13 protein-coding genes and 1 pseudogene are annotated in these 15,923 nt (G+C 67.0%); 11 read left to right on the top strand and 3 right to left on the bottom strand.

Annotated elements, in window-relative coordinates; genetic code table 11:
- Together WA965_RS28510 and WA965_RS28505 are read left to right on the top strand one after the other, a co-directional pair.
- Positions 1-700, top strand: a pseudogene (locus WA965_RS28510) (hypothetical protein); the annotation flags it as partial.
- Positions 697-2,016: an O-antigen polymerase gene (locus WA965_RS28505; RefSeq protein WP_526294979.1), complete on the top strand. Its 1,320-nt coding sequence runs from the start codon at positions 697-699 to the stop codon at positions 2,014-2,016. The pseudogene WA965_RS28510 and the gene WA965_RS28505, both read left to right, overlap by 4 nt.
- Here the strand turns inward: WA965_RS28505 and WA965_RS28500 are convergent.
- The gene (locus WA965_RS28500) at positions 2,004-3,407 is read right to left on the bottom strand and encodes a glycosyl hydrolase family 28-related protein (RefSeq protein ID WP_526294981.1); all 1,404 of its coding nucleotides are present in this window, start codon (positions 3,405-3,407) and stop codon (positions 2,004-2,006) included. The genes WA965_RS28505 and WA965_RS28500 overlap by 13 nt on opposite strands.
- On the bottom strand, positions 3,407-4,519 hold the full coding sequence (locus tag WA965_RS28495) for a glycosyltransferase family 4 protein (RefSeq protein ID WP_526294983.1): 1,113 nt from the start codon (positions 4,517-4,519) through the stop codon (positions 3,407-3,409). The genes WA965_RS28500 and WA965_RS28495 overlap by 1 nt, the downstream gene beginning before the upstream one ends.
- An 86-nt stretch (positions 4,520-4,605) precedes the next feature.
- On the opposite strand from WA965_RS28495, the gene WA965_RS28490 reads away from it, so the two are divergent.
- The 9 genes from WA965_RS28490 (at position 4,606) to WA965_RS28450 (ending at position 15,039) form a co-directional block, all read left to right on the top strand.
- Entirely contained in the window at positions 4,606-5,325 is a 720-nt protein-coding gene (locus WA965_RS28490) for a GAF domain-containing protein (RefSeq protein WP_526294985.1), read from the top strand.
- A 144-nt stretch (positions 5,326-5,469) separates the two neighbouring features.
- Entirely contained in the window at positions 5,470-7,005 is a 1,536-nt protein-coding gene (locus WA965_RS28485) for a sugar transferase (protein ID WP_526294987.1), read from the top strand.
- Between the two features lie 154 nt (positions 7,006-7,159).
- The gene (locus tag WA965_RS28480) at positions 7,160-7,813 is read left to right on the top strand and encodes an undecaprenyl diphosphate synthase family protein (protein ID WP_526294989.1); all 654 of its coding nucleotides are present in this window, start codon (positions 7,160-7,162) and stop codon (positions 7,811-7,813) included.
- A 9-nt stretch (positions 7,814-7,822) separates the two neighbouring features.
- Positions 7,823-9,208 (top strand): protoporphyrinogen/coproporphyrinogen oxidase, encoded by a 1,386-nt coding sequence (locus tag WA965_RS28475; protein ID WP_526294991.1) that lies wholly within the window; start codon positions 7,823-7,825, stop codon positions 9,206-9,208.
- 456 nt (positions 9,209-9,664) lie between these two features.
- Positions 9,665-10,564 carry a glycosyltransferase family 2 protein gene (locus WA965_RS28470; protein ID WP_526294993.1) on the top strand — a complete coding sequence of 300 codons (900 nt, stop codon included), beginning with the start codon at positions 9,665-9,667 and terminating at the stop codon, positions 10,562-10,564.
- Positions 10,565-10,614: 50 nt separating this feature from the next.
- Positions 10,615-11,487 carry a glycosyltransferase gene (locus WA965_RS28465; protein ID WP_526294995.1) on the top strand — a complete coding sequence of 291 codons (873 nt, stop codon included), beginning with the start codon at positions 10,615-10,617 and terminating at the stop codon, positions 11,485-11,487.
- Positions 11,484-12,446, top strand: a complete 963-nt coding sequence (locus WA965_RS28460; RefSeq protein ID WP_526294997.1) for a glycosyltransferase family 2 protein — start codon at positions 11,484-11,486, stop codon at positions 12,444-12,446. Before WA965_RS28465 ends, WA965_RS28460 begins: the two co-directional genes overlap by 4 nt.
- On the top strand, positions 12,443-13,699 hold the full coding sequence (locus tag WA965_RS28455) for a glycosyltransferase family 2 protein (protein WP_526294999.1): 1,257 nt from the start codon (positions 12,443-12,445) through the stop codon (positions 13,697-13,699). Before WA965_RS28460 ends, WA965_RS28455 begins: the two co-directional genes overlap by 4 nt.
- Positions 13,696-15,039, top strand: a complete 1,344-nt coding sequence (locus tag WA965_RS28450; RefSeq protein ID WP_526295001.1) for a lipopolysaccharide biosynthesis protein — start codon at positions 13,696-13,698, stop codon at positions 15,037-15,039. Before WA965_RS28455 ends, WA965_RS28450 begins: the two co-directional genes overlap by 4 nt.
- A gap of 34 nt (positions 15,040-15,073) precedes the next feature.
- Here the strand turns inward: WA965_RS28450 and WA965_RS28445 are convergent, their stop codons facing one another.
- On the bottom strand, positions 15,074-15,862 hold the full coding sequence (locus tag WA965_RS28445) for a glycoside hydrolase family 16 protein (RefSeq protein WP_526295003.1): 789 nt from the start codon (positions 15,860-15,862) through the stop codon (positions 15,074-15,076).
- Positions 15,863-15,923 lie beyond the last annotated feature (61 nt).

Here is a 15,923-nt window from a genome sequence, read left to right as displayed (position 1 = left end):
GGTGCTGGCCGTCGGCGCCCTGCTGGCCGTCCTGGTCCGCTACCGGCCGCGGAAGGCGCTGCTGCACTCCGGTTTTCCGCCCGATTCGCGGCGGTCCGGTTGGGTCACCGCGGAGACGGCGGTGGTGGGCGCCGTGCAGCCGGCGATCACCTCGCTGGTGCTGGTGATGGTCGGACCGCTCGCGGCGGTCACGTTCCGGGTCATCTCCACCGTCGCCGGCGCACTGGAACCGATCCTGGCCTACGGCAGGTACCGGTTGCTCGCCCACGGGCATCGCGGCGAACTCGTGTCGTTCGTCGCCGTGTTCGTCGTCGGCATGGTCGTGGTGCTGGTGGCCGCATTCGGCGGACTCGGCAGCCTGGTCTTCGGGCCGGCGTGGCGCGAAGTCGGCGCGGCCGCACTGCTGCTGGCGTGCCTGTGGAAAGCGTGCATGCTCGTCTCCACGGTGCCGTTCGCGGCGCTGCGCAAGGCCGGCCGAACCGTGCTGGTGTTCTGGATCCGCGGCGCCAGCACGGTCATCTACCTGGTGATCAGCGTCGGCTTCCTGGTGGTGGTGCAGACCCCGGCAGCGATCTTCGCGGCGTTTGTCGTCGCCGAGATGATCACCGCGCTGCTCTACCACCTCGCCGCGGTCAAGGGCGCACCCGACTACGCGGCGGCCTTCGGGCTGCGTCGGGTGCGGGACCGGTTCAGCGCATGACGCTCACCGACACCGACCTGGAATCCGGTATCCGCAACAGCGCAATGTCGGGTCGCGCGCCGGCGTGGTTCACCCCCGCGGTGTTCATCCTCGCCCCGGTGATCGGATCCTTTCTGGCGTGGTACCTGTTGACCGCCCGCCACCAACTCGACCAGTCCCAGGCCATGTCCGAGGCGCTGACCGGATTCTCGGCGCCGGCGCACGTCAGCGGCCGAGGCATTTCCCTTCTGCTGCTGTGGTATTGCGCGATCGTCATGGTGTCGATGGTCGGTTTCTGGTGGGGCACCCACCGGTCCCGGCCCGCGACCGCCGCCGACCGCACCAACACCGCCTGGTTCGAACGGCGCTACTTCTTCGTGGTGCTGGTCGCCGGCGCCGTCGGAGTCGCCTACTCGTTCATGAAGGTCGGCGGCCTCGGCGCGATCGTCGACTCACTCAGCGAGCAGACCGCCAACGACTTCAGCAATGCGCTGTCCGGATTCGCCGGCCTGCAGACGCTGCGGTACGCCACCATCCTCGCCGCGCCGATCGGGGTGTATCTGTGGCGCAAGAAGGTGATCGGATGGCCGTACATGGTGACCGCCGTACTGCTCCTGGTCGCCAACGCGATGATCGCCTCCCGTCTGGCACTGATGATGGCGTGCGCGGTGTATCTGGCCGCGTGGGTCCGCAGTCGGGAACCCCGTGCCGGCGGCGGATCCCCGGCGCGCACGTGGATCGCGGTGATGCTGATCGTGCTGACCGGGTTCGGGGTGCTCACCGCGCTGAACTACATCCGCAACGCGAACTACTACCGCGAAGCCGGCATCTCGAACCCGGTCGAGATGAACGTCTACCAGATGGGCGCCTACCTGGCGGTCCCGGCGCAGGTGTCGCTGGGGGTGTCCGACGCGGTGGCGCGAGGCGCCTGGGAGAAGCCGGGCAGCGTGACGACCTCGCTGGAGGCGGTCCAGCCGACCTTCCTGCAGTTCAACAAGATCACCAAGGACGAGAGCTGGAAACAGGCGGCGACCTACGGCTTCTCGGTCAGCTTCGCCGGGAACTTCTTCACCAACTCGGTGTTCGCCGACACCTACTCCGAGTACGGCACGTGGGGGTGGTTCTACACCATCCTGGCCTACGGTGTCGCTGGCTACGCGTTCGCGCGGATCTTCAGTTTCAGCCCCGTGATCGCCGCGTCCGCGGGGGTGGTGGCCTACTGCTTCCTCGAGGTGTGGCGGGTGCAGATCCTGATCTACGGCATCGTGATCTTCCTGCTGCTGCTCACCGCCGGAAGCGCGTTGCTCGCCCGGATCCGCCCGCCTCAGGAACAGTGAACGGCGGGAACCAGTTCGGACCCGTCGAGGGACACACACGGCGACGCGGCCGGTTGTTCGGCGCCGTTGACGGAGACGCTGAGCCGGTCGACGGCGAGCGGACCGGCGTTGACGGCGTGCAACGCCACCACCGACTCGGTGTGCCGAATCGTCAGGGCACTCAGCGAGATTCCCTGGGCGTTGCCGATCCCGACCCCGCCGTTGCCGCCAGTGGTCGAGGAGGCCGAGACGGTGCAGTTCTGCAGTCGCAGGCCGCTGACCCGGCGCTCGGTCAGCGACTCCGCCCGCACCGACCAATTGCTGCAGTCGTCGACCCGGGCGCCGTCGACATGGACGTCGAAGTCGGTGAACCGTTGATCGCCCGCCGCACCCGGGCGCGCCAGCAGATGGAATCCGGTGTCGCAGTGGGTCGCTGTGAGATCACCGACGCGCACGCCGCGGCTGGCGACGTAGTTCCAGCCGACGTCGGCACCGGGTTCGGCGGAGTCGACCATCACCGCCGCACCCGATCGCACCCCGTCGACACGGACGCCCCCGACGGTGACCCGGTGTGCGCCGGCGATCCGGACCCCGTTCGCCGAACCGCCGGCGACGTCGACGCCGGTGACCACGAAGTCGGTGTTGGACCATTCGGTGAGCGACGGGAAGGCGAAGGTGTGCGCCGCGTCGTCGAAGGACGGCGTCTCGGCGAAGTAGGTGACCAGCGCCAACCCGTCGTCGCCGGTGTCGACCGCACCGTAATCGTCGACCCGGGCGCGTCGACAGGCGTTGAAGTGCAGTCCGTCGGCCCCGGTGTCGGCCACCCGTAGACCGGACACGTCGATGTCGGAGACGCCCATCATGATCACCCCGGCCTGCGGGCTGGCCCGAACAGCACAGTCCGACAGCGTGACTCCGGAAACGGACTGCACTGCCGACCATCCGGTGTGCGGCCCGGGCCGGCCCTGCACCCTGATGCCGTCGCCGAACGACCGCGTCGCCGTCTGTGCCCACCGGATGTTCACCCCGCGCAACATGATTCCGGATGCCGGTCCGTGCACCAGCACGCCGTGGCTGGTGCCGGTGTGGGTGGCCGGATCCAGATTGTCCATCAGGAGCTCGGCACCGGGGTCGAACTCGACCGCCACATTCGCGAGACCGGTCAGGCTGATCGCGGCGTCCCCGGGTGGATGGTGCTGCGCGAACCGATATGTCCCGCTGGGGAAATGCAGGGTGTCACCCGACCGCAGCGCCCCGACCGCGGACTGGATCGCTCCGGAGTCGTCGGTGACCCCGTCACCGCGGGCCTCGAAGCTGCGGACGTCGACGGTGGCGGGTGTCCTACCGCTGCAACCGGCGAGCGCCGTGGCGGCCGCCGCGCCTGCGAGCAGCGCCCGCCGGGATATCTCCATCAACGACCGGCCAGATCCGCGCAGATCGCGTCGGCGGCAGCCGTCGGGCAGATCCTCTTCTGACGTTGCACCACATGGGCGTAACCCCGCGCCGCCAGGTCCGCCCGCGCTGCGTCGTCGGTGCAGTAGGTGCGCATCAACTGCGCCAACCCGTCGCGGTCATGCGGGTCGAAATAGTCGGCGCCGTCGCCGCACGTCTCACTGAGAGACGGGATGTTCGACGACAGCACCGCGGTGCCCGACGCCATCGCCTCCAGCGGCGGCAACCCGGCGCCCTCGTACAGCGACGGCATGATCAACAGGTCCGCCGATGCGACCAGCGCGCGTAGTACCCCGAAGTCCACCTGTCCGGTCAGCACGATCCGGTCGCTGTTGTCCTCGGCCAGGCGCTGCACCCGATCGTCGAGCGTCCGCAACGAGGCGCCCCCGCCGGCGATCACGAGCGTGTGCGGGATGCTCGACGCCAGACCGGAGAACGCGTCGAGCACCAGCGGAAGGTTCTTGTGCCGCTTGGTGTTTCCGACATACAACAGGTACGGCCCGCTGACCGGGACCAGAGCGGGATCGGCGGGCTCGAACCAGACCTCGTCCACCGGGATCGGCGTCACCTGCACCTGCGCGGAGCGCGCGATCCCCGTCAGCGTCGTCGCGGTCGCCTCGGACACGGTGAAGATCCGCCGACACGACCGGGCGTCGGCACCCAGCATCACCCGGGCATAGGTGCGTCGCGCCCAACTCTGCCCGCTGATGTCGCGGGGCAGCAGATGGATGGTGTCGTGCACGGTGACATAGGTCAGCATCCGGCGATTGCCGGGTAGCAGTCGGGCCAGCGGGTAGGGGTAGTGCGGGAGCCACACCGAGCGGGGTCGCACCTGAGCGAACGCACGCCGCCACACCAACTGCTCGGCGGGGGAGTACATCGCCGCGGATGCCGGTGATGCCGGGACCACCCGGGTGCTCGGCCGCAGCTCGGGCACCGTGTCGGGGTCGGCCAGAACCCCTAACGACAGACCGTGACGGGCGGTGGCCTCCTCCAGGTGAGGCAACTGGATGCGGATGTAGGTACCGATACCACTCTGGCGCACATGCCGGGCATCGAACAGAAGATCCACGTACAAAGGCTACGTTGCTGAGGAGGTTTCGAATGCCTCTGGGGCTTCGATGTCTAGCCAAGCGAAATTTCCGATACCGTAAACCCGTGACCAGCAATGTGCCCGGGTTCGACGAGTGGCTCGCTCGCCTGCTCGCAGAGTGTGCGCTCAGCGTCGGCGAGGACGTCGACACCTACATCGCCCACGCGGTGGCCGGACGGATGGTCGCCGACCTCAGGCACGCCAAGAGCCCGTCCCTCGGTGAGCTCATGACCCATCTGTCCGAGTCGGGTGTGTTTGCCGTCTCGGCGATGCCCGACGTTTCTGCCGCGATAACCAACCCGGAGCGGTTGCGCTCCCTGTATGCCACCGGGCTGCTCGACTCGCCGCAGGAAGCGGTGTACGACCGGATCACCCGCGCTGCCGCCGATGCCCTGGACGCGCCCTACGCCCTGGTGTCCCTCGTGGACGTGGATCGGCAATTCTTCAAGAGCTCGGCCGGCCTGAATCTGAAAACTCCTGAGGAAAGACAGACGCCACTCAACAAATCGGTGTGCCAATACGCTGTGGCAAACGGTGAACCGCTGATCCTCGAGGATGCCCGGGCTGACCCGGTGTTCAAGAACCATCCTGCGGTGCTCGACGGCACCCTGGTCGCCTACTTAGGCATACCTTTGATGGACCACGCTGGTAACGGCATTGGCACGCTGTGTGTCTACGACACCAAACCGCGACTGTGGGGCACCGGTCACGTCCAAGTTCTGACCGATCTCGCAGCACTCGCCGCCGAACGCATCTTCACCGCGGGGGCCAGTCCAAAGCGTTAGGCCGAGCAGCCGCAGCAAACTCTGCTGCCTAACCCTTGCTAACAACTTGAGCAAATTCGGTAGCCAGGCCGTTGATTTGACCGCATCGCCCCACCAGCACACCTAAAGTTGGGTTCCTGAGAGTCATCCCCGGGGGCCCCACGCATGCAGCTAGACACCAAAACGGCGAACCACACGCCGAGTAGTCGTGCCACGACACCACGGTTGAAGGCTGTTCCGCCGATTCGCAGTGACGCTGAACCGAAACGCGGCTTCGTCGAGCGACTTCGCCGCGAGCACGGATACGTGGCGATTACCGTCGCCCTCGACATCTGGGCGGCCTTCTGGGCCGTGCTGTTGGCGCAGTGGTGGGTCCCGGGGCCGGTCGACGAGCGCAACATCGCCCTGATCTCGTGGCTGTTCGTGCCGATCGTCGTGATCATCCTGGCCACCCGGACTGTGTATCGGCGGACGCTGAGCCACAGTTTCCTCGACGAGTTCGAACCCCTGATGACGTCTATTGCAGTGGCCACGCTCGCAACGTTGACGGTCATGCTGCTCCTGGTACCGCCCTTCGAGATCGGCCAGACGGTGGTGCCCTACGTCCGTCCCAGCGAGTTGATGCTCCGGATCTGGGCCTTCGCGGTGATCCTGATCCCGTTGGTCCGACTGACTCGCTCGCTGATCCAGCGGTACCTGCGGCGCAAGCACCGGTTCGGGACACCGACGCTGATCGTCGGATCCGGACCCATCGCCCACCAACTCGTCACCCGAATGCGGCAGGTCCCCGACTACGGTCTGCACCCCGTCGGCCTGCTCGACGACACACGCCCGGCCGACGGGGATCCACTCGACGTGGCGTACTTCGGTACCACCGCCAATCTCGAGATCGCCGCCGGCGCAACCGGCGCCGGAGATCTGATCATCGCGCCGTCATCGGCCTCTGATGAGGAACTCGCGCGCACCGCCCAACTGGCGCAGAACCTCGGCATGCAGGTACGGGTGGTGCCCCGGCTGATGGACGCCGTCGGCAGCGGCGCCCGCGTCGAGCACCTCGGCGGGGTACCGCTGATCGTGCTCTCCCGCACCGACCCGAAGGGCTGGCAGTTCGCCGTTAAGCACGCTTTCGACCGGTCGGCCGCTGCGCTGGGGCTGCTGCTGATCTCGCCGGTGTTCCTGACACTGGCGCTGCTGGTGAAGCTCAGCTCACCGGGGCCGATCTTCTTCAGTCAGGAACGCATCGGTCGCGATGGAAAAGTATTCGGCTGCTTGAAGTTTCGCAGCATGCGTCCCCTCGATCCGGCCAAGGCCGACTTCGAACTGAAGGAAGGCGCCGCACCCGGGGGAGTGGAAGGCGAGGATAGGCGCACCCGGATCGGCAAGTTCATGCGCAAGACGTCCCTGGACGAACTGCCTCAACTGGTCAACGTGCTCAAGGGCGACATGAGCCTGGTCGGCCCGCGACCCGAACGGCCGGAGTTCGTCGAGTTGTTCGAGATGCAGATCCGGCGCTACGGCGACAGACACCGGGTGAAGGCCGGCATCACCGGCTGGGCCCAGGTGCACGGACTGCGGGGGCAGACCTCGATCGCCGACCGGGCCGAGTTCGACAACTACTACATCGAGAACTGGTCGCTGAATCTGGACTTCAAAACCCTGGTGCTGACCGTCCTGGCGGTGCTGAAATCCGCGGAGGATTGAGCGGTGCCGGCCGTTGAATTTTGCGTGGGCACGCATAGGCGGGCGGTATCGCGGTACTTGATTACTCTGCCGCAGCACGTTTCTCACAGTTCATCGACTAATTGACGCTAGTGGGACTAAGTTTGCTGTACGGCGCTACCAGCTAGGGGATCTCGTGTACGACGTACCGGCTCACGTGGGTCTGATTCCCGATGGCCTGCGGCGATGGGCGAATCTGCACCACGAGACCTTCGCTGAGTCTTATATGCGTGGCGCACACAAGGTCATCGAGATTCTGCTGGCATTGCAGAAGAACGGCGTCCGAACCGTAACGGTATACAACTTGAGCCGTGCGAACCTGAAGCGGAGTGAGGAAGAGCTGCTGGGGGTGTACGCAGCTTCGGTTCACTTCTTCACGACGCTGATTCCCGCTCATTTTGATCCCGCTGTCTGCAGTGTGCGATTACACGGTGATCGTGATCTGCTGCCCGCAAACTACCTTGCCGCTGCAGGTGCGGCGGAAAGCGCCATGACCGGAACAGAATTTCGGATCAACATCCTCGCTGCTTACGACGCGGGCGACGAACTGCGTGCCGCGCACCGGCGCGCCCTGCGTGAAGGTTGTGACATCAACGCCGCCTTCGACATCGGCGCCGTCGACATGGTCATCCGATCCACCCCCGAGCCACTGTTGAGCGGCTTCCTGCCGATGCAGAGCCAGTACGCCCAACTGAACTTTCTGACCACGCCGCTCAACGAAGTTCACGACCGTCACATCGACGCCCTCGTCGCCGTTTACCGGCGATCCCCCAATCTGCGCGGCCGATAGGCGCTGACAATGGACGCGAGCAGGACCCCACTGATCATCGGCGCCGGACCGGCCGGCCTGACCGCCGCGCTCGCGCTGGCGAAACAGGGGGCGACGCCGCGGATCTACGAAGCGTCCGGACACGTCGGTGGCCTGGCGCGCACCCCGGATGACGGCGGCTGGCGCGTCGACGCCGGCGGTCACCGGTTCTTCACCAGAAGCGAAGAGGTCCTCGACCTTTGGAAGTCACTGCTGCCGCCCGACCAGTGGATCTCGGTGCAGCGCAGTTCGGCCATGCTCGTCGACGGGCACTACGTGCAGTACCCGCTCGTCGGGCGCGACCTGCTGAACCAGATGGGATACCGGCGCGGCCTGCAGGGTCTCAGCAGCATGGTGTGGTCCAGGATCCGGGGCCAGGCGGTGGAGTCGTCCAGCTTCCGGGAATGGGGCACCTTCGAGTTCGGCCGCTACTGGTATGACCTGTTCTTCGACGGCTACATCCGCAAGACGTGGCTCGCCGACCCCGACCACATCACCAGCGAGTGGGCGAACCAACGGATCAAGCCGATCGACTGGCGCTCCAAGACCCTGGAATCGGTCGACCAGGATGTCTTCCAGTATCCGCGCCTCGGTCCCGGCCAGCTCTGGGAAGCGGCCGCGTCGACGTTGGCGGACATCGGAGTGGTGCCCACCCTCGATACCCGCGTCGGCGCGGTGCGCTTCGACGGCACGACGTGGACGCTGGAACTCGACGACGGCGACACGGTGTCCGGGGACGCGCTCTTCTCGAGCATGCCGCTGCGGTTGTTGGTCGAAGCCCTCGAGCCGGCCCCGCCCCGACACATCCAGGCCGTCGCCGCGGCGCTGGGCCACCGTGCGCTGATCACCGTCGCCGTCGCCGTGGGCAAGTCCTACGACATTCCCTACAACTGGGTGTACACCCCCGGAGCGAACTTCACGGCGGGGCGCATCCAGAACTACCGCCGATGGTCGCAGGACCTCGCGCCGGAGGGCTGGGACGGCACCTACCTGGGATTCGAGTACTTCGTCGGTCCGGGCGGCGAACTGTGGACCGCCGATGACGATCATCTCGAGGCCGTCGTCAGAGCCGACCTGCGGGCGCTCGGCGTCGACGACTCCGCCGTGCAACGGGTGATGGTCGTCCGGTCCGAGTTCGCGTACCCGGTGTACGACCCGGCCCGGGAGAGAAGCGTCGCCCGGATCCGTGACTTCCTGTGTCGGGAGTACCCGTCGCTGCATCCCATCGGACGCAACGGCATGCACCACTACGACAACCAAGACCACGCGATGCTCAGCGCGTTGCGCAGCGTCGGCCGATACTTCGGCGAGAACGTGGACCCGTGGCAGGTCAACACCGACCGTGGCTACCACGAGTCCGGAGTGCTGAAAGCGTGACCTCCGTCTCCCGCTGAGTCACCAGCATCGTCAGAAAAGCGTGCTCAAATGTCATCTTCGCGGCCGTTTTGGCCGCGCATCCTGACCTCTTGCGCTCTGTCCGCTCTCGTTTTGACACAGGGTGTGCAGATTTGGCAACGAGTAAGCTAAATCTTACGGATCGGTCACAAGTAGCTGTGAACTGCAAAATTAGACAATTACACGTCGTGTATATACAGATTTGGCAATTTATCTAGCCGACCTGAGTGTGATCTGTGTCATGACTTGCCACTCTGGGCTGTCCGTTGGGCGAAGCGCGTGCTAAGAATTAGCTGCGCCATCAACCAGCGAACTCAAAAGCCGATTCGTCGCGGGTTGGTCGAAGGTCAAGAAGCGGCCGTGCGCATCGTTGCGGCCGCTGAACCGACCGAGCATCTGAACGTCAGACGTCCTGATCACTCGATGGAAGAGCCCGCAATGACAGTCCCCGTCAGCATTCGCGACGTGGTGCCCCCTGACCTGCACCGCCCCACGATCTCGGTCATCATCCCCGCGCTCAACGAGGCGCGTAATCTGCCGCACGTCGCCGCGCGGATCCCCGTCGACATCGACGAGATCGTCTTCGTCGACGGCGGTTCCCACGACGACACGGTCGCCGTGGCCAGGGAACTGTGGCCCGACGCGGTGCACCTGCGCCAGACCCGAAAAGGCAAGGGCAACGCGCTCAACTGTGGCTTCGCGGCCGCCTCGGGCGACATCATCGTGATGATCGACGCCGATGGCAGCACCGATCCGGCCGAGATCCCGCGTTTTGTCGCCGCACTGGTCGGCGGAGCCGACTTCGCCAAAGGGTCGCGCTTCATCTCCGGCGGGGGCAGTGACGACATCACCCGGATCCGCCGCGCCGGCAACTGGGGCCTCAACGCGTTGGTCAACGTGCTGTTCACCACCAGGTACACCGACCTGTGCTACGGCTACAACGCGTTCTGGCGGCACTGCCTGGACCCGATCAACCTGCCCGACATCGCCACCACCGAACCGCAGTGGGGTGACGGCTTCGAGATCGAGACGCTGATCAACGTCCGCGTCGCCGCCCACGGGATGAAGATCGCCGAGGTGCACAGCTACGAGGCCAACCGTATCCACGGGGAGAGCAACCTCAACGCCGTGAGCGACGGTCTGCGGGTGCTGCGCACCATCCGGCGCGAGTTCTTCGCTCTGCGTGTCAGATTCACCCGGCCCAGCGCCCCGATGCCCGACGTCGACGTGGTCTCCAACGTGGTTCCCCTCAGCGCGCTGCGTCGGCTTCGGTCGCGGCGCCGACTCGCGGTCCACGAGGTGTCCTTCGATCGGATCGCCGAGGAGCGCGCGTTGTGACCGTCGTGGCTCAGTCCCGACGGGGGGGACACGTCTCGGGACGGCCACGAGTGTCCGGTTCGGAAGAACCGCCCTGGCCCACGGTCTCGCTGTGTGTGCCGGCCTATCAAGCCGAGCGTCACCTGCGCAGCACCCTCGAGAGCCTGCTGGCGCAGAACTACGACGCCATCGAGATCGTCGTTGTCGACAACCACAGCACCGACGGCACCGCCGACATCCTGAAAGACTTCGAGGACAGTCGGATCCGGGTGATCCGTAACGACGCGACGCTGTCGATGGTGGAGAACTTCAACCTGGCCGTCAGTCTGTGTGAAGGCGAGTTCGTCAAACTCGTGTGCGCCGACGACATCCTCCATCCCGAGTGCATCGGCGTGCAGGCCGCGATCCTGGAGGCCTACCCTGACGTCTCGTTGGTGGGCGTGCAGACCGACTTCGTCGACGACGCGACCGCCGTGTTGCGGTCCGCCCGTGGGCTGCGCGGCATCGCGCGCCGGCAGCGTGCCGAGCGGGTGGTCCGGCAGATCGTGCGCAGCGGGACCAACCCGATTGGATCGCCGGTGGCCACGATGTTCCGTCGCGCAGACTTTCTGCGGTGCGGCGGATTTCGCGACGACCTGTTGTTCGTGAGCGACACCGACCTGTGGGTACGCCTGCTGCAGCGCGGTGAGTTCTACGGTGTGCCGTGGACGCTCGCATCGTTTCGGATCGGCAGCGACACCGCCTCAGCGGCGACGGCGGCCCGCTCCCAGCTTTCCCAGCAGCGGGCCCTCGTCCGCGCGTTGAGCACCGACGGCCGATGGGGCGTCACCCGCACCGATCGGATGATCGGCCGCGTCAACGCCTACGACAAGCAACTGCGACGCATCGTGCTGTTCCAGATCAGCAAGAGGCGCGACGCGCGCCGACGGGGCGGTGCGGCATGACCGCCGCCGCCCCCGCCACCCAGGTGGCGCTGTCGGTGGTCATCTGCGCCTACACCACGCGCCGCTGGGACGACGTGTGCGCAGCTGTCGAATCGGTTCTGACACAGGATGTGTCATCTGAGTTCGAGGTGATCCTGGTGATCGACCACAACGACGAGTTGTACGACATGGCGGCACAGCGGTTCGGCGACCGGGTCACCGTAGTGCGCAACACCGAGACCCAGGGACTGTCCGGAGCGCGCAACACCGGGGTGTCTGTTGCCCGCGGCGACGTCGTCGGATTTCTCGACGACGACGCCACCGCCGACCCCGCCTGGGCGGCCACCCTGCTGGACCATTACCGCGACGACACCGTCGCCTGCGTCGGCGGTCATGCCGCACCCGTCTGGCCCACCGGAATCCGGCCCTCCTGGATGCCCCGCGAGTTTGACTGGGTGGTCGGCTGCAGCTACACCGGCCAGCCCACCACCGTTGCGCCAGTGCGAAACCCGATCGGCTGCAACATGTCGCTGCGCCGCTCGATCGTCGACGCCGTGGGTGGCTTCCGCTCCGAGGTGGGCCGCGTCGGCACCACCCCGGTCGGCGGCGAGGAAACCGAACTGTGCATCCGCATCGGCGCCCACGACAGCACGCATCGCATCCTGCTCGACCCGGAGATGTCTGTGCGGCATCGTGTTTCGCCGGACCGTGTCACGCTGCGGTACTTCACGCGCCGGTGCCACCACGAGGGGCTGTCCAAAGCCGTCGTCGCCTCGCTCGGTGGCGGCCACACCGCACTGAGCAGCGAGAGCGCCTACGTTCGCGACGTCCTGCCCCGCGCGGTGCTGCGTGAACTCGCCTCGATGAGTGCCGCCGGGTGGTCCCGGGCCGCCGTCATCGTTCTCGGACTGTGTGTCACCACCGCCGGTTACCTGCGTGCCAAGGCCAGCCGCCGAATCGCCAGAGGAGCACTTCGATGATCACCACACCACTGCGACTGGAGCTGTCACCCGCGTTGACACCCCCGGCACACACCACCTGGCCCGGTTCGGTGTGGATCGGTGAAGTGTGGCGCGACCGCGTCGAAGCTCTGCACCACGAAAGCGAGACCACCGGAGAGTCGGTGTGCTGCCGACTGAACAACGCCGACGGGTACGGCCGCGCCCGACTGCTGGTGCGCTCCCCGGGACGGATCCACGGCTTCATCGACCTGGCGATCAGCAACGGCGAACTGGACTTCGCCGACCTCGCGCAGCACGTCGCGCGCGCCGTGGACGCCGGCTCGGCTGCGGACAGCGCACGCCGCTCCCGCACGGTGACCGTGGTGATCTGCACCCGGGACCGCCCGCAGCTGCTCGCCACCGCCCTGGAAGCCGTTCTCGCCCTGGACTACCCCGACTTCGACGTGGTCGTCGTCGACAATGCGTCCGCCACCTCCGAGACCCGCGACCACGTGCAGGGACACGCCGATCCACGAGTCCGGTTGGTGTGCGAGCCGAACCCCGGGGTGGCCCGGGCCCGCAACACCGGTCTGCGCGCAGCCACCGGCGACGTCGTCGCGTTCGTCGATGACGATGCCGTCGTCGATCGCTACTGGCTGACCGCGCTGATGGCCGGATTCGACCGTGCCGGATCGGTCGGGTGTGTGTCCGGTCTGGTGCCTGCCGGTGAGATCCGCACCCCCGCGCAGGCCGAGTTCGAACGACGGGTGAACTGGTCGACCGCGTCGGCTGCCCGGGTGTTCGACTGGAACTCCCCGCCCCAGGACGTCCCGCTCTTCCCGTTCGCGGTGGGGGAGTACGGCACCGGAGCCAACTTCGCGCTCGACCGCGAGACCGCGCTGCAGCTTGGCGGATTCGACCCGCACCTCGGGGCCGGGGCACCCACCTGTGGCGGTGAGGACCTCGACATCTTCTTCCGGGTCCTGAGGTCGGGCCACCAACTCGTCCTGGAACCGGCTGCCGTCGCATGGCACCGCCACCGCGACAGCGACGCCTCACTCGAGGATCAGATGCGCGGCTACGGTATGGGACTCGGCGCGTGGCTGGCCAAGATCGCCGGTAACCCCGCCACCGCGGCGCTGGCGGCCAAGGTCGTCGTCACCCGCGGGCCGGCGCTGCGGCGGCACCTGGGCACCGAGTCGCACGCGATCGCGCCAAGCATGATGATGCGTGGTGCGTGGGAGTACGGCCGCGCCCGGCTGCGCACCCGCCGCGAACTCGCCCGCACATGACGCTGATCAACCGGAGAGCATCCGCTCGCGACTCCAGCGACTCCAGCGGCTCCAGCGATGATGCGCCCGCGCAGCGCAACCTTCGGATCAACACGTTCTCGCTGATCGCATCCAACCTGCTGACCGGGCTTCTCGGACTGGTGTTCTGGGCCGCGGCCGCCCGGCTGTACCCGACCGAAGCGGTTGGCGTCGGCGCCGCGGTGATCTCCTCGGCGATGATGCTGGCGATCCTGGCGATGCTGAGCATCGACACCCTCTACGAACGGTTCCTGCCCGTCGCCGGATACCGCGCCGGGCCACTGCTGGCGCTCGGATTCCTGGTGGTGACGGTGGTGTCGGTGCTAGCCGGGATCGGGCTGGTGCTGTTCGGCCCCCGCGACGCCATGTTCGAATCCGGTTGGCAACTGGCCAGTTACCCGCTTCTGGTGTTGGTGCTGGCGCTCTACACCGTGCTCGACCGCACCACCGCCGGCCTCGGGGTGGCGCGCTGGGCCGCGATGAAGAACTCCCTGCACTCGGTCGCCAAACTTGTTGTCCTGCTGCTGTTCGCCTGGACCGCGAGCGCGGAATCGATCGTGCTCGCCTGGGTCGGCACCGCTGCGGTGGCCGTGGTGGTCCTGGTGATGGCGATCCGGCGCCGCCTCCGGACCGACCCGCAGTTCCTGGTCCCGCCGGCGCTGCCGAGCAAGCCGGAGATCTGGCGCTACTTCGGTTCGTCGTTCGGTCTCACGGCCACCTGGATCATCGGACCGCTGGTGGTCCCGCTCATCGTGCTCAGCCAGTTCGGCGCCGTCGCCAACGCACACTTCGCGGTGACCTGGGCGATCGTCAACGCGTTCTACACCACCGTGCACCTGATCCTGAGCCCGTATGTCTCCGAGGTCGCCGCGCACCCCGACAAGGTCGCCTCACTGACCCGGCGGATGGTCGCAACCATGGTGGGCGTCAACGTCATCGGCGGCCTCGGCCTGGTCGCCGTCGGCCCGTTCGTGCTGGGCCTGGTCGGCGGGGACTACCGCGTCGAAGGCCAGAGCCTGCTGTACCTCGCGGCGTTGTTCGTTCCGCTGTCCGCCGTCACCGGTGTCTACGAGGGTTTCGCGCGGGTGCGCCGCAAGCTCGGCGTGGTGATGGCCGTGCGCTTCGCCGGCACCGTGATGATCATCGGCGGCTCGGTGGTCGCCACGTCGATGTTCGGCGTCACCGGCATCGGCTGGGCCTACCTGGTGGCCGAAGGGCTGTGCGCCCTGGTGCTCGTGGTGCCCGTCATCCGGTGGATCCGCCGTGTCAAGGCCGACCCGGCCTGGCTCACGCCGCAGCCGTCGGCCCAGCCTGTCGTTTAGAGCCCAACCGGTCGCCTAGAGTTCAACCGGTCGCCTAGAGCGAATACTGACGCACCCAGTCGAACTGGGTCTGACCACCCGCTGACGTGTCGCCGCCGAAGTTGTCGAGTTGCAGGGCGAGATGCATCGTCCGCGGCGGCAGCGCGGCCTGATTGCGCGTCTCCCACCACGGGTTGCCGTCGAGGAAGTACGTGATGGACTCGGGCGTCCACTCCACCGCCCAGCTGTGCCACTGCGTGGCGTCGGTGGCGACACTGCCCTGCTCGAGGTTGTTCTCCGGGCCGTAGTGCAGAAAGCCCTCGACGTGCCGGCGCGCCGGGTCGGAGATCTCCATGAAGTCGATCTCACCGCCGACCGGCCAGTCCTCGGCACTGGGCCACAGCAGCGCCACCGAGTGGTAGGTCTCCGCCGACGGCAGCGAGCGCGCGCAGATCTCCCAACGGCCGTGCAGCTGACCAGGATTCCACGACATGCCGCCCGAGTTGCCGTGGGCGTCGCCGGTGATGGTCAGGTTGCCGTCGGCAACCGAGACCGCCAGCGGGGTGCGCCAGCCGTTGCCGTTGTGGCCCGGGCCGTCATAGATCGACCACCCGTTCAGCGAGGCCGGGCTGTTGAAGCCGTCCTCCCGATTGGGGTTGCCCCAGTTGAACGCCTGCGCGGCGGTGTTGGCGCAGTTGGCGTCCTGCGCGGTCGCCGACGGGAGCACGGTGTTGGCGACCAGGATTCCGGAGCTCACCACTGCGGCCGCGGTCGCGATGAGAAACGCGGTCTTGTACGGCGTCTTGGCGTTGTGGCGCGTCTTGGCACGCCTGGCTCTAGACACGCGTCGCCCCTTCCTTCGCCGCCGGAATTGCATTCCAGCAGCCGAAGTTCGAGTGAGGACA

Source organism: Mycobacterium sp. (assembly GCF_049683935.1).
Taxonomy (GTDB): Bacteria; Actinomycetota; Actinomycetes; order Mycobacteriales; family Mycobacteriaceae; genus Mycobacterium.
This window is presented reverse-complemented; position numbering and strand designations above follow the sequence as displayed.

Bases quoted from the DNA above. Each gene is read 5' to 3' on its own strand.
- WA965_RS28505 (WP_526294979.1), top strand. From the start codon at position 697: ATGACGCTCACCGACACCGACCTGGAATCCGGTATCCGCAACAGCGCA.
- WA965_RS28500 (WP_526294981.1), bottom strand. From the start codon at position 3,407: ATGGAGATATCCCGGCGGGCGCTGCTCGCAGGCGCGGCGGCCGCCACG.
- WA965_RS28485 (WP_526294987.1), top strand. From the start codon at position 5,470: ATGCAGCTAGACACCAAAACGGCGAACCACACGCCGAGTAGTCGTGCC.
- WA965_RS28475 (WP_526294991.1), top strand. From the start codon at position 7,823: ATGGACGCGAGCAGGACCCCACTGATCATCGGCGCCGGACCGGCCGGC.
- WA965_RS28470 (WP_526294993.1), top strand. From the start codon at position 9,665: ATGACAGTCCCCGTCAGCATTCGCGACGTGGTGCCCCCTGACCTGCAC.
- WA965_RS28460 (WP_526294997.1), top strand. From the start codon at position 11,484: ATGACCGCCGCCGCCCCCGCCACCCAGGTGGCGCTGTCGGTGGTCATC.
- WA965_RS28455 (WP_526294999.1), top strand. From the start codon at position 12,443: ATGATCACCACACCACTGCGACTGGAGCTGTCACCCGCGTTGACACCC.
- WA965_RS28450 (WP_526295001.1), top strand. From the start codon at position 13,696: ATGACGCTGATCAACCGGAGAGCATCCGCTCGCGACTCCAGCGACTCC.